The sequence below is a fragment of the Streptomyces sp. NPDC060194 genome, assembly GCF_042728285.1.
GTDB lineage: Bacteria > Actinomycetota > Actinomycetes > Streptomycetales > Streptomycetaceae > Streptomyces.
The window spans coordinates 1-12,434 of record NZ_JBHWZH010000162.1; the positions used below are offsets into that span (position 1 = coordinate 1).

Sequence of the window (12,434 nt, forward strand, 5' to 3'; positions counted from 1 at the left end):
CAGCCGCACTCCGGTGCGGGGCCCTTCCCCGTTCCGGGGCCCAACCCCTCGGACCGCCGCGCACGGTGATCCACAAAGTCGACAAATACCCCGGCACACCGCCCTTTTCGACCCGCGTTCGTCAACCGGGAAATCGAATGGCGGCATCGAACCATCCCTCGTTCCGGTGACCAAATGTCGCCAAATCACTACTGACCGCTACGCTCCGATGCGTGAACTCTCTAGCCCGACGCATCGGCCGCACCCTGGCCTTCGTCCTCCCCGTCGTCCTGGTGCTGTCCGGCACCCTCGCGGTCACCCGCGTGAACTGGGCGGGCAACCCGCCGTCGCAGACGCTCACCGCGTCCTCGGAGACGGCCTCGGTGCGCGCCAAGTCCCGTGCCCCGCACGATGTCCTGCGCGAGCAGCTCCTCGCCGAGCTCCAGGAGCGGAGCCCCGGCACCGTGCTGACGCACCTGCAGCAGGAGGTCGACCGGCGCCCGTCGCTCGCCGACCACTGTATGTCGATCGCCCGCGCCCTGGGGCGCGCCGCGGTGAAGCAGTACGGACCGACCCGCGCGCAGTCGTACTCCCGCCCGGTGTGCGACACCTCGTACGCCTCCGGCGTCGCCCAGCGGAGCTGACGGGCGCGTGCCGCCTACAGTGCGGACATGTCCAGCGAAACCTCCGAAACCGCGTCCGCACCCCCGTTCGTCGTGCCCGCGGACGACGCCCCCACCCAGGCCGTCGTCCTCGCCGGCGGCCAGGGCTCGCGGCTCCGCCCCTACACCGACGACCGGCCGAAGCCGATGGTCGAGATTCCCGGCACGGGAACCCCGATCATCGGCCATCAGCTTTCCTGGCTGGCCGCCGAGGGGGTGACGGACGCGGTCGTCTCCTGCGGGCACCTGGCCGAGGTCCTGCAGGAGTGGCTGGAGTCGCAGTGGGACGCGCTCCCGCTGAACGTCACGACGGTCGTCGAGCACGAGCCGCTCGGCCGCGGCGGCGGCCTGAAGCACGCCGCCCGGCACCTCCCCCGCCCCGACGCGCCCTGGTACGCGACGAACGGCGACATCTGGACGCGGTTCTCGCTCCGCGAGATGGCCGCGTTCCACACCGAGCGCGACGCGACGGCGACGCTCGCGCTCGCCCGCCCGCGGATCCCCTGGGGCGCGGTCGAGACCGACCCGCTCGGCCGGATCACCGAGTTCGTCGAGTCGCCGCCGTCGCCGTTCCAGATCAACGCCGGCGTGTACGTCTTCTCCGCCGCGTTCACCGCGCTGCTGCCTGACCGCGGCGACCACGAGCGCACCACGTTCCCGCGCCTCGCGCGCGAGCGCCGGCTCGCGGGGTTCCCGCTGCCGCAGGGGGCGTACTGGCGGGCCATCGACACCGCGAAGGACCTCGCGGAGGCGGCCAAGGAGCTGGCGCACCGGGAGCGTTGAGCCCGGCGCCGCGGGCCGCGGGCCGGAAACTCCCGCAGGTCGCGCGCCCACCGCCCGTACGGTGGGCCCGTGACCCAGGTGATCGTGCTCAACGGCGGTTCCAGCTCCGGCAAGTCCGGCATCGTGCGCTGCCTCCAGGAGGTGCTGCCGGACCCCTGGCTCGCGGCCGCGATCGACACCTTCGTCGACGCGCTGCCCGCCCGGCTGCGCTCCGGGTCCGACGCCGACGGCATCGCCTTCGCCCCGGACGGCGGGGTCTCGGTCGGCCCCGCGTTCCGCGCCCTGGAGGCCGCGTGGCGCGCGGGCGTCGCGGCGACGGCCCGCGCGGGCGCGCGCGTCATCGTCGACGACGTCCTCCTCGGCGGCCCCGCCTCCCAGGTCCCCTGGCAGCAGGCCCTGACCGGCCTCGACGTCCTCTGGGTCGGCGTCCACTGCGACCCCGCCGTCGCCGAGGGCCGCGCCACCGCCCGCGGCGACCGCCCCCCGGGCATGGCCACCACCCAGGCCGCCCTCGTCCACCAAGGCGTCTCCTACGACCTCGAGATCGACACCACCCACACGGAATCCCTCACCTGCGCCCGCGTCATCGCGGAGCACGTCACGCGGCGGGCCGAGGCGACGCGGGACGGGGATGCGACGAGGCCCGGCGCGTAGAGGATGACGCGCCGGGCCTCGTCGAGCTGTGGCACTCCGTCAGCCCAGGAGGCCGCCGACGAGGCTGCCGCGGTCGTCGTCGCCGCCGGGGTTCTGGCCGGTGGAGCCGCCGTCGGCCGAGGAGCCGTCGTTGCCGCCGGAGGTGTCGGGGGCCGGGGCGGGGGCGGCGGGGGCCTCGCCGGTGGTGCCGCCGGTGGGGTCGGCGGGGGCCGGGGCGGGTTCCTGCTCCTGCGGGGGCGCCTCGCCGGCGCCCTGGGACTGGCTGGGCTGCCCCGTGGCCGCGCCCGTGGACTGCGAGGGGCGGTCGGTCGTACCGCTGGTGGTCTCGTCGTCCGCGCCGGCGGGGCTCTCCGCGCGGGGGGACGGCGAGGCGCTCGCGGCGGGGTCGCGCCGGGGGCCGCGCTCCTCGCGCTTCCCGCCGTCCTCGGCCGCGCGCTCGCCGGGGACGGTGGGGAGGGTCTCGCCGTACTGCTCGTTGCGCGGGGCGCCGGGGCCGGGGACGGAGATCATCTCGGAGGAGCGGACCATGGAGCCGATCATCGAGCCGAGCAGCAGGGTCAGGCCGATGACGACCGTGGCGTAGATCGTGCCGCGCCGCAGCACCCAGTTCCGCAGCTCCCACAGCTCCGCGCGCGGGCCGAGCAGCCGCCACGCGCGACCGGCGAGGCGGCCGTCGAGCGAGTAGACGGGGGCGCCGGCGATGACCAGCGGCGACCAGGCGGCCAGGTAGATGATGTCGGGGGTGTCGTAGACCGGGACGCTCTTCCAGCTGACGGTCACGAGCAGCGCCACCGACAGCAGCGCGCCGAAGACCGCCGCGAGCCGCTGCCAGAGACCGAAGATCGTCAGCACGCCGACGACGATCTGCAGGAAGGCGACGGTCAGGCCGGCGCCGACGGGGTGGGACAGCGCGAAGTCGCGCAGCGGCTCGGCGACCGCCCACGGGTTGAGCGACGTGAGCCACTTGACCATGGACCCGCGCTCGCCGCCGTCGAAGTAGACGGGGTCGCCGAGCTTGCCCATGCCGGCGAAGACGGAGATCAGGCCGAGGAAGACGCGCAGCGGCAGCAGCACGACGCCGAGGTTCATCCGGTGGCCCGGGTAGTACGCCTGGCGGGCGGCCTGGGCGTCCGGGTCGAGCGGCCCGGCCGCGCGCCGCTCGCGCTCGGCCGCCGCCCGCTCCTCCGCCGCCTCGTCGTCCGCGCTCGCGACGACCGGCATCCGCGGGAGCAGCTGCGTCTGCGGGCCGCCGGCGCGCGGGGCGGGGATGTCGTCGCCCGGAGCCCCGGGGACACCGGGACCGCCGGGACCGCCCGGCGCGCCGCCCGGCGGGGCCGTGGTGACCCGCGGGATGGTCTGCGTGGCCGCCCCGCCGGACCCCGATTCCCGCACGGCCTCCAGGAGTCCGGTCGTCGCCCCGGCCTCGCCGGGCGCGCTGCGCCCGCTCCACACGACGGGCGCCTTGCGCCGGGCCACGGTCTGGGCACCCGCGACGGCGCCGACGACCGGGATGCGCAGGGTGTCCGCGCCGGCCGCGGCACGGCGCGGTACGGCCGCGGAGGGCAGCTGCACGCGGAAGCTCGCGTGCGTGACGATGACCTGGGCCGGGTCGGACGGCACCTTCGTCATGTTCAGCGCGGGCGGCTCGTCGAACCGGGGCGTTCTGGTGTCCACACTCATCTAACCGAGTGATGTGTGTTTAGGACACTGCCTTGACGTCGGCTAAGTGACAGCGGACGGTCAAGAGATCGTTACGCCGCGCGAGGGACGGCCGAACGGCCGCAACCGACCCGCCGCCCCTCACCCACCCGTTCAGCCCCGCCGCTTGGCCGCCTCGTAGAGGACGATTCCCGCCGCGACACCCGCGTTGAGGGACTCCGCGCCGCCCGGCATCGGGATGCGGACCCGGATGTCGCAGGTCTCGCCGACGAGCCGGCCGAGGCCCTTGCCCTCGGAGCCGATGACGACGCAGACGGGCCCGGCGAGCGACTCCAGCTCGGTGACGTCCGCCTCGCCGTCGGCCGCGAGACCGACGACGGTGACGCCGGCCTTCTTGTACGCCTCGAGGGCGCGCGTCAGGTTGGTGACCCGGGCGACGGGCGTCCGCGCGGCGGTGCCCGCGGACGACTTCCACGCCCCGGCCGTCATCCCGGCGGCGCGCCGCTCGGGCACGACCACGCCGTGGCCGCCGAACGCGGAGACCGAGCGGACGATCGCGCCGAGGTTGCGCGGGTCGGTGACCCCGTCGAGGGCGACGATCAGCGGGTCCTCGCCCTCGTCGAACGCCGCGCCGATCAGGTCGTCGGCCTGCGCGTACTCGTACGGCGGGACCTGGAGGACCAGGCCCTGGTGGTTGAGACCGTTCGTCATGCGGTCCAGCTCGGGGCGGGGGGCCTCCATGAGGTGGATGCCGCCGCGCTCGGCGGCGAGCTGGAGCGCCTCGCGGACCCGCTCGTCGTTGTCGATGAACTGCTGGACGTACAGCGTGGTGGCGGGGACGCCGTCGCGCAGCGCCTCGAAGACCGGGTTGCGGCCGACGACCATCTCCGACGTGCCCTTGCCGCCGCGCCGGGCGACGGGGCGGCGACCGCCCTGCGCCTTCCTGGCCTTGGCGTTGGCGACGCGGTTCTTCACGTGGCCCTTGCGCATCTCGGCGGGCGGGGTCGGGCCCTTGCCCTCGAGGCCACGGCGCCGCTTGCCGCCGCTGCCGACCTGCGCGCCCTTCTTGCCGGACATGCGTCGGTTCTCGGCCATGGTCTACCAGTCTCCGTCTGCGTTGCTGCTGCTGTGGTCTGAAGTGAGTGTGCCGCCCGGGGGTCCGGGCGGCACGTCGGGAAGGGGTCGCTCAGCGCGGGCCGAGCGTCCACCGCGGGCCGCTCGGGCCGTCCTCGATGACGAGCCCGGACTGCGTGAGCTGGTCGCGGATCGCGTCCGCCGTCGCCCAGTCCTTGCGCGCCCGCGCGGACTCGCGCTGTTCGAGCACCAGGCGGACCAGGGTGTCGACCGCCCCGTGCAGGTCGTCGCCGCGGTCGCCGTCGCCCGCCCAGTGCGGGTCGAGCGGGTCGAGGCCGAGGACGCCGAGCATGGCGCGCACCTCGGCGAGCCGGGCGACGGCCGCCTCCTTGTCGTCGGCGGCCAGCGCGGAGTTGCCCTGCCGGACGGTGGTGTGGACGATCGCGAGCGCCTGGGGGACGCCCATGTCGTCGTCCATCGCCTCGGCGAACGCCGGCGGGACCTCGTCCGCGGGGGCGACGACACCGCCCGCCTTCTCCACGACCCGCTGCACGAACCCCTCGATCCGCGCGAACGCGGACTCGGCCTCGCGCAGCGACTCCTCGCTGTACTCGATCATCGAGCGGTAGTGCGGGGTGCCCAGGTAGTAGCGCAGCACGATCGGCCGCCAGTGCTTGACCATCTCGCTCACGAGGACCGAGTTGCCGAGCGACTTCGACATCTTCTCGCCGCTCATGGTGACCCAGGCGTTGTGCACCCAGTACGACGCGAAGGCGTCGCCGAAGGCCTTGGCCTGGGCGATCTCGTTCTCGTGGTGCGGGAAGACGAGGTCGAGCCCGCCGCCGTGGATGTCGAACGCGCTGCCCAGGTACTTGTGCGCCATCGCCGAGCACTCCAGGTGCCAGCCGGGGCGGCCGCGGCCCCAGGGGGTGTCCCAGTCCGGCTCGCCCGGCTTGGTCGCCTTCCACATCGCGAAGTCGCGCGGGTCGCGCTTGCCGGTGACGCCCTCGTCGGGCTGGCGCAGGTCGTCGACGTCCTGGTTCGACAGCTCCAGGTAGCCGGGGAACGAGCGCACGTCGAAGTAGACGCTGCCGTCCGCCTCGTACGCGTGCCCGCGCTCGATCAGACCGCGCATCATCTCGATCATCTCCGGCACGTGCCCGGTCGCCCGCGGCTCGTACGTGGGCGGCAGGCAGCCGAGCGCGGCGTAGCCGTCGTTGAACGCGCGCTCGTTCTCGTACCCGATCGACCACCACGGGCGGCCCTGCTCGGCCGCCTTCGCGATGATCTTGTCGTCGATGTCCGTGACGTTGCGGACGAACGTGACGTCGTAGCCGCGGTAGGCGAACCAGCGGCGCATGATGTCGAAGTTCAGCCCCGACCGGATGTGACCGATGTGCGGGGCCGCCTGGACGGTCGCGCCACAGAGGTAGATCGAGACGCAGCCCGCGGTGAGCGGGGTGAAGTCACGGATCTGCCGGGCGCTGGTGTCATACAGGCGAATGGTCACCACACCAGGGTAGTGGGCCTGTGGTAGTGCCCCGCCACGGATCCGGCCATCAGCCGCGAAAGCGTGACGTACGGCGCGGCCGGCGGTCGTCAGATGCGTCCGACGACCTTGTCCGGCGTGATCCGCACGACCACCCGCGGGGCGTCCTCGCCGGCGCGCGGGTTGAACTCCGCGTACGGCTTGCCCACGTACTTCAGCGACAGCTCGTCGATCAGCTCCTGCCCGCCGTCCGTCGTCACCGTCGCCCGGCCCCTGATCTCGGCGTACGAGTACGGGGCGTCGAACGGCTGCACCACCACGGACACGCGGTCGTCCCGCCGGAGGTTCAGCTCCTTCCGGCGGCCCTGCGTCGTGCTGATCAGCACGTCATCGCCGTCGCGCTTGACCCAGACGGGGGAGAGCTGGGGGCTGCCGTCGGGCTGGACCGTGCCGATGATCACGAACACGGGGGTGTCGAGAAGGTCCTTCAGCTCCGCTGAGAGTGTCACGTGTCCTCCCGGACTGGGGTGTGCGTACGGGGCGCGGGTTCCCCCCATGCGTACCCCGCATGCGCGGCGGCCGCGAGCGGGGGCGCTCGGGGCGCGCCCGAGCCGCAGGAGGACGTCGGCCCGACGTGGGGGTGCGGGGGCGGAGCCCCCACCGGGGCCGAGCCCCACCGGGGCGGCGCTCAGGCGCGCGGAACCACCAGCGCCGTCGCGACCGCCGCCAGACCCTCCTCGCGGCCGACGAACCCGAGCCCGTCGGACGTCGCTCCGGAGACGGAGACGCGCGCGCCGACCGCCTCGGAGAGGACCTTCTCCGCCTCGGCGCGACGCCGGCCGACCTTGGGCCGCACGCCGACGACCTGCACGGCGACGTTGCCGATGACGAACCCCGCGTCACGGACGATGCGGGACGCCTCCGTCAGGAGCGCGAGGCCGGACGCCCCGGCCCACTCGGGACGCCCGGTCCCGAAGTGCGCGCCGAGATCCCCGAGCCCCGCCGCGGAGAACAGCGCGTTGCACGCCGCGTGCGCGACGACGTCCGCGTCCGAGTGCCCGGCGAGCCCGTCGCCCTCGCCCTCCCACAGCAGCCCCGCCACCCACAGCGGCCGCCCCGCCTCGAAGGCGTGGATGTCGGTCCCGATCCCGACCTGCGGCAGACCGACCGGCCGCCCCGTCGCCTCAGAACCCATCGTTCGCCCTCCTGCGCGCCAGGACCGCCTCGGCGAGGACGAGGTCCAGCGGCCGCGTCACCTTGAACGCCTCCGGATGCCCGGGCACGGCGACGACCGCACCGCCGAGCTGCTCGACCATGCTCGCGTCGTCGGTGACCTCCGCGGTGACCGACGCGTGCGCCCGCGCCAGCAGGTCGCGCTCGAACCCCTGGGGCGTCTGCACGGCCCGCAGCGCGCCCCGCGCGAGCGTGGCGACGACCGGCTCGGGCCCGCCGGCCTCGACGGGCGGCGCGACCTCCTTGACCGTGTCGGCGAGCGGCAGCGCGGGGACGACGGCCGGCGCCCCGTCCCGTACCGCCTGGACGACCGCGTCGACGGTGTCGACCGGCACGAGCGGCCGCGCGGCGTCGTGGACGAGGACGATCCCTATGTCCGGCGGCAGCGCCTCGACGCCCGCGCGCACGGAGTCCTGCCGGTTCTCGCCGCCGGGGACGACGAGGTAGTCGGTGCGCTCGGGCAGCGCGTGCTCGTCGAGGAGGTGCTTGACGGCGACCGCGTCGTCGGCGGGCGCGACGACGACCACGAGCGAGACCGCCCGCGACGCGGCCATCGCACGCACCGCGTGGATCAGCATCGGGGTGCCGCCGAGGGTGCGGAGCGCCTTGGGGGCGCCGGGGCCGAGGCGTACGCCCCGCCCGGCCGCCGGGATGACCACCGCCGTGCGTACGGCGCGCGATTCGTCAGACATCGGTCCCACGTTCAGGGTTTCGGTCCTCGACGGAAGTGGGTATGGCCCCAAGCGAGCCGCCCAGGGCGCCCCGTCCGGACCCCTTCCGTGACATCCGGTCGAGGTGCTGCGACAACTTCACTTCGGAAAACATCACCGCATCCGCGCGCGTGGACCGCCGCGTGTGCGGGTACGAAGACGCCGCGGCACCCACCGACACCGTTCTCACAGCGTCAGAGGGCACCGCGGCGACTCACGCGTCAGGACGCGAGGACCTCGTCCAGCAGGGCCTCGGCCTTGTCCTCGTTGGTGTTCTCGGCGAGGGCCAGCTCGCTGACCAGGATCTGCCGCGCCTTGGCGAGCATGCGCTTCTCGCCGGCGGACAGACCGCGCTCGCGCTCCCGGCGCCACAGGTCGCGGACCACCTCGGCGACCTTGATGACGTCACCGGAGGCGAGCTTCTCGAGGTTCGCCTTGTAACGTCGGGACCAGTTGGTGGGCTCCTCGGCGTACGGCGCGCGGAGCACCTCGAAGACCCGGTCCAGACCCTCCTGACCGACAACATCGCGCACGCCGACGAACTCCGCATTGTCCGCGGGCACACGCACTGTCAGGTCGCCCTGGGCGACCTTGAGCACCAAGTAGGTCTTGTCCACGCCTTTGATCTGGCGAGTCTCAATGGCCTCGATCAGCGCGGCCCCGTGATGCGGATAGACCACGGTGTCGCCAACCTTGAACGTCATGTGACAGGTACCCCTTCCGTGGCTATCCAGAGTAACACGGAAACGACGTCTTCTGAATGGCGTTTTCGCAGGTCAGGGCATATCTCGGGGCTTGACAACGGCAACCGAAGCGTGCTGCGGCGGCTTTCCGGAGGGGGGTATTCGCAGGTCGGAGCGGCTTCCCGGACGAGGCGTGAGCCACACGCGGAACGTGCTCCGACGTCACCACAGGAGGCGAAACATCCCCATATGTCCGCTTCCGATGCGCGAGATTTCGTCACTCCGTTCGGATCTCGGCCCATCGGTGCGTAATTGATCACGTGATCCCCGCGACAGACCCGCGCCGGCCCGTCGCGCTCCGTACCGGCGGGCTCCACGAGCCGTTCCCGTACCCGTGCCGATCAATTCACCAGGGGCGTTCCGTTATTCGCGCCGATAGCGCGCGGCTTTCCCGCACGCCCTCCCGCGCGCCCCCCTCCGGCCAATTGGCGGGCCGTTACCGGCGCCCCCTGCAAATGCCCGCGCCGGGGGCCCTTTCCCGGGTCGCGGGATTGCCCGCGTGGGGCGTGCGGAGCGCAAGGCGGCCGGTGGGGCGGGTCGGGTGCGGCCCCGCGGCGAGCGCTCGGTAACCTGATCCCGCCTGACAGACCTTTAGGGCGGCCATACAAGGTCGGCCCCCTGACCCGTGCTAGGAGTTGCGCCAGCCGTGAGCCGCAGCCTTCGACGTGGCGCCCTCGCCGCCACCGCCATCGCGTTCTCGCTCGCCACGCTCTCCGCGTGCGGGGCCGGCAACGACGCCCAGACGCTGGGCGTCCGGCCCGACAACGCGGCGACCACGGTCGGCACCGTCAAGATCCAGAACGTCGCCGTCGTCACCCAGCCGGAACTCGACGACGAGGGCCCGGCGTCCGTCGTCGCGACCCTCTTCAACGACGGGACGAAGGACGAGACCGTCGAGTCGATCACCCTGCCGGGCAGCGGCGCGCCGGTGAAGCTCAGCCCCGCCGAGGGCCGGAGCGACGTCACCGTCCCGGCCGGCGGCTCGGTGATCATCGGCGGCGAGGGCCACGCGTCCGCGGTCGTCGAGAACGGCCGCGAGGCGGTCGAGGACGGCACCGTGCAGGAGGTCGTCTTCGGCCTGAGCGAGACGGGCGACGTCGGCCTGCAGGCGCTCGTCGTCACCTCCAGCGGCTACTACAAGGGCGTCGGCCCGTCCGCGGGTCCGGCGGAAAGCGCCGAGCCGTCGGAGTCCGCCTCGCCCGAGGCCTCGGAGTCGGCCGAGGCGTCCGCGTCGGAGTCCGCCTCGGAGTCCGCCGACCCGTCGGCGTCCGCCTCCGAGCAGGCCGAGGAGTCCCCCGAGGCGGGCGAGAGCGCGCAGTAGGACCCCGCACGCGACACACGCAAGGGGGCTCCCGGACCTGGTCCGGGAGCCCCCTTCGTCGTGCGTCGCGCGGGCCGCGCTCTACGGCTCGAACTTGTAGCCCAGGCCGCGCACCGTCACCAGGTAGCGCGGCGCGCCCGGGTCGGGCTCGATCTTCGCGCGGAGCCGCTTGACGTGGACGTCGAGGGTCTTGGTGTCGCCGACGTAGTCCGCGCCCCAGACGCGGTCGATGAGCTGCATCCGGGTGAGCACCCGGCCGGCGTTGCGCAGCAGCATCTCCAAGAGGTCGAACTCCTTCAGCGGCAGGTCCACCTTGCCGCCGCCGACGGTGACCACGTGCCGGTCGACGTCCATCCGGACCGGACCGGCCTCCAGGGCCTGCGGGGAGACCTCCTCCGGCTCGCCGCGGCGGCGCAGCACCGCGCGGATGCGGGCCACCAGCTCGCGGGAGGAGAAGGGCTTGGTCACGTAGTCGTCGGCTCCTATCTCCAGCCCGACGACCTTGTCGATCTCGCTGTCCTTGGCGGTGACCATGATGACGGGCACGTTGGAACGCACCCGCAGCTGGCGGCAGACCTCGGTGCCGGGGAGGCCGGGGAGCATCAGGTCGAGCAGGACGAGGTCGGCGCCGTTGCGCTCGAACTCGTCCAGGCCTTCGGGGCCGGTGGCCGCGATCGCGACCTCGAAGCCCTCCTTGCGGAGCATGTAGGACAGGGCGTCGCTGAAGGATTCCTCATCCTCGACGACGAGCACTCGGGTCACGGACGGACCTCCGGGGCGGGAAGGGCTGGTGGGGTGTACGGGGTGAACGAGGCGTCGGGGTGGTGCGGTGCGGGCGCGGTGGACGCCGTGCGGGGCTCGGGCCCGTCCTCGGCGGCGGCCCGGTGGTCGGCCTCGGCGTCGTAGGGGGCGAACGGTCCCGGACCGTCCTCCGCGCGGTCGCGGACGGCCGCGGCCTGCGGGAGGCGGAGGGTGAAGGTGGAGCCCTGGCCCTCGGCGCTCCAGACGGTGACCTCGCCGCCGTGCGACGCGGCCACGTGCTTGACGATCGCGAGCCCCAGGCCCGTGCCGCCGGTGGCGCGGGAGCGGGCGGGGTCGACGCGGTAGAAGCGCTCGAAGATGCGCTCGCGGTCCTTCTCCGGGATGCCGATGCCCTGGTCGGTGACCGCGATCTCGATCAGGTCGCCGCCGGGCGCGGCGACCCTGCGGGCGGCGATGCCGACGCGGGTGCGGGCCGGGGAGTAGTTGACGGCGTTCTCGACGAGGTTGCCGAGCGCGGCGGCGAGCTGGCCGCGGTTGCCCCAGACCCGCAGGCCGCCCGCCCCGTCCGGCCGCCGCCCGCCGCCGGTGTCGTCGGACGCCGTGCCGCCGCCGGTGCTGGCGGCCATGGTGATCTGCTTGACGGAGGCGGTGTGGCGGCAGCGGTCGACAGCCTCGGCGACGAGCTCGTCGACGCGGACGGGTTCGGCGTCCTCCAGCGGGTCGTCGTTCTGGACCCGGGAGAGGTCGATCAGCTCCTGGACGAGGCTGGTGAGGCGGGTGGCCTCGATCTGCATCCGGCCGGCGAACCGCTCGACGACCTCGGGGTCCTCGGAGGCGTCCATGACGGCCTCGGAGAGCAGCGAGAGGGCGCCGACGGGGGTCTTGAGCTCATGGCTGACGTTGGCGACGAAGTCGCGGCGGACGGCCTCGATGCGACGGGCCTCGGTCAGGTCCTCGACGAGCAGCAGGACGAGACGGGAGCCGAGCGGGGCGACCCGCGCGGAGACGGCGAGGGTGTCGCCGCGGCCCGTCCCACGGCGCGGGAGGTCGAGCTCGACCTGGCGTATCTCGCCGTCGCGGCGGGTGTCGCGGGCCATCTGGAGCATCGCCTCGACGGCGAGCGTCCCGCCGCGGACCAGCCCGAGCGCGTAGGCGGCGGAGCTGGCCTTGACGACGGCGTCGGCCTCGTCGAGGACGACGGCGGAGGAGCGCAGCACCGAGAGCACGGTGTCGACGCCCGGCGGCAGCACCGGGTCGGCGTGCAGCGAGGTGCGGGTGGGGCGGGCCTGCTCGCGCTCGCTCCAGCGGAACGCGAGAACCGCGATCGCGCCGGTGAAGAGCCCGGCGATCGCCGCGGCTGCGGCG

13 protein-coding genes are annotated in these 12,434 nt (G+C 73.7%); 4 read left to right on the plus strand and 9 right to left on the minus strand.

The genetic code is table 11. The features are described 5' to 3' along the window. The first annotated feature begins 212 nt into the window (after positions 1-212). From ACFWEG_RS25310 to cpt, 3 genes are all read left to right on the plus strand, one after another. A complete protein-coding gene (locus ACFWEG_RS25310) occupies positions 213-623 on the plus strand; it encodes a hypothetical protein (RefSeq protein ID WP_387219375.1) in 411 nt (136 codons plus the stop codon). 27 nt (positions 624-650) lie between these two features. Continuing rightward, complete coding sequence (locus tag ACFWEG_RS25315) at positions 651-1,424, plus strand: NDP-sugar synthase (protein WP_387219378.1); 774 nt, start codon at positions 651-653, stop codon at positions 1,422-1,424. Positions 1,425-1,502: 78 nt separating this feature from the next. Further along, entirely contained in the window at positions 1,503-2,078 is a 576-nt protein-coding gene (cpt, locus tag ACFWEG_RS25320) for a chloramphenicol phosphotransferase CPT (RefSeq protein ID WP_387219403.1), read from the plus strand. Between the two features lie 39 nt (positions 2,079-2,117). On the opposite strand, the gene ACFWEG_RS25325 is transcribed toward cpt, so the two are convergent. The 7 genes from ACFWEG_RS25325 to ACFWEG_RS25355 form a co-directional block, all read right to left on the minus strand. Continuing rightward, complete coding sequence (locus ACFWEG_RS25325) at positions 2,118-3,758, minus strand: DoxX family membrane protein (protein ID WP_387219380.1); 1,641 nt, start codon at positions 3,756-3,758, stop codon at positions 2,118-2,120. Positions 3,759-3,890: 132 nt separating this feature from the next. After that, positions 3,891-4,832, minus strand: coding sequence for a 23S rRNA (guanosine(2251)-2'-O)-methyltransferase RlmB (gene rlmB, locus ACFWEG_RS25330; RefSeq protein WP_387219382.1), 942 nt, complete (start codon positions 4,830-4,832; stop codon positions 3,891-3,893). A gap of 91 nt (positions 4,833-4,923) precedes the next feature. After that, entirely contained in the window at positions 4,924-6,321 is a 1,398-nt protein-coding gene (cysS, locus tag ACFWEG_RS25335; protein ID WP_387219384.1) for a cysteine--tRNA ligase, read from the minus strand. Positions 6,322-6,410: 89 nt separating this feature from the next. Further along, positions 6,411-6,857 carry a PPOX class F420-dependent oxidoreductase gene (locus ACFWEG_RS25340; protein WP_387219387.1) on the minus strand — a complete coding sequence of 149 codons (447 nt, stop codon included), beginning with the start codon at positions 6,855-6,857 and terminating at the stop codon, positions 6,411-6,413. A gap of 131 nt (positions 6,858-6,988) precedes the next feature. Further along, entirely contained in the window at positions 6,989-7,495 is a 507-nt protein-coding gene (gene ispF, locus ACFWEG_RS25345) for a 2-C-methyl-D-erythritol 2,4-cyclodiphosphate synthase (protein ID WP_387219389.1), read from the minus strand. Next, positions 7,485-8,225 (minus strand): 2-C-methyl-D-erythritol 4-phosphate cytidylyltransferase, encoded by a 741-nt coding sequence (gene ispD / locus ACFWEG_RS25350; protein ID WP_387219392.1) that lies wholly within the window; start codon positions 8,223-8,225, stop codon positions 7,485-7,487. The genes ispF and ispD overlap by 11 nt, the downstream gene beginning before the upstream one ends. 239 nt (positions 8,226-8,464) lie before the next feature. Continuing rightward, positions 8,465-8,947: a CarD family transcriptional regulator gene (locus tag ACFWEG_RS25355; protein ID WP_006380568.1), complete on the minus strand. Its 483-nt coding sequence runs from the start codon at positions 8,945-8,947 to the stop codon at positions 8,465-8,467. A gap of 685 nt (positions 8,948-9,632) precedes the next feature. On the opposite strand from ACFWEG_RS25355, the gene ACFWEG_RS25360 reads away from it, so the two are divergent. Continuing rightward, complete coding sequence (locus tag ACFWEG_RS25360; protein WP_387219395.1) at positions 9,633-10,307, plus strand: DUF461 domain-containing protein; 675 nt, start codon at positions 9,633-9,635, stop codon at positions 10,305-10,307. 81 nt (positions 10,308-10,388) lie between these two features. Here the strand turns inward: ACFWEG_RS25360 and ACFWEG_RS25365 are convergent, their stop codons facing one another. Both ACFWEG_RS25365 and ACFWEG_RS25370 read right to left on the minus strand, forming a co-directional pair. Beyond that, complete coding sequence (locus ACFWEG_RS25365; protein WP_387219398.1) at positions 10,389-11,069, minus strand: response regulator; 681 nt, start codon at positions 11,067-11,069, stop codon at positions 10,389-10,391. After that, positions 11,066-12,434, minus strand: a 1,369-nt coding sequence (locus ACFWEG_RS25370) for a sensor histidine kinase (protein ID WP_387219401.1), incomplete at its 5' end; no start/stop codon positions are given. The genes ACFWEG_RS25365 and ACFWEG_RS25370, both read right to left, overlap by 4 nt.

Excerpts from the sequence above, each read along its gene's own strand:
- ispF (WP_387219389.1), bottom strand. The coding sequence starts at position 7,495 with ATGGGTTCTGAGGCGACGGGGCGGCCGGTCGGTCTGCCGCAGGTCGGG.
- ACFWEG_RS25315 (WP_387219378.1), top strand. The coding sequence starts at position 651 with ATGTCCAGCGAAACCTCCGAAACCGCGTCCGCACCCCCGTTCGTCGTG.
- ACFWEG_RS25355 (WP_006380568.1), bottom strand. The coding sequence starts at position 8,947 with ATGACGTTCAAGGTTGGCGACACCGTGGTCTATCCGCATCACGGGGCC.
- ACFWEG_RS25325 (WP_387219380.1), bottom strand. The coding sequence starts at position 3,758 with ATGAGTGTGGACACCAGAACGCCCCGGTTCGACGAGCCGCCCGCGCTG.
- rlmB (WP_387219382.1), bottom strand. The coding sequence starts at position 4,832 with ATGGCCGAGAACCGACGCATGTCCGGCAAGAAGGGCGCGCAGGTCGGC.
- ACFWEG_RS25340 (WP_387219387.1), bottom strand. The coding sequence starts at position 6,857 with ATGGGGGGAACCCGCGCCCCGTACGCACACCCCAGTCCGGGAGGACAC.
- ispD (WP_387219392.1), bottom strand. The coding sequence starts at position 8,225 with ATGTCTGACGAATCGCGCGCCGTACGCACGGCGGTGGTCATCCCGGCG.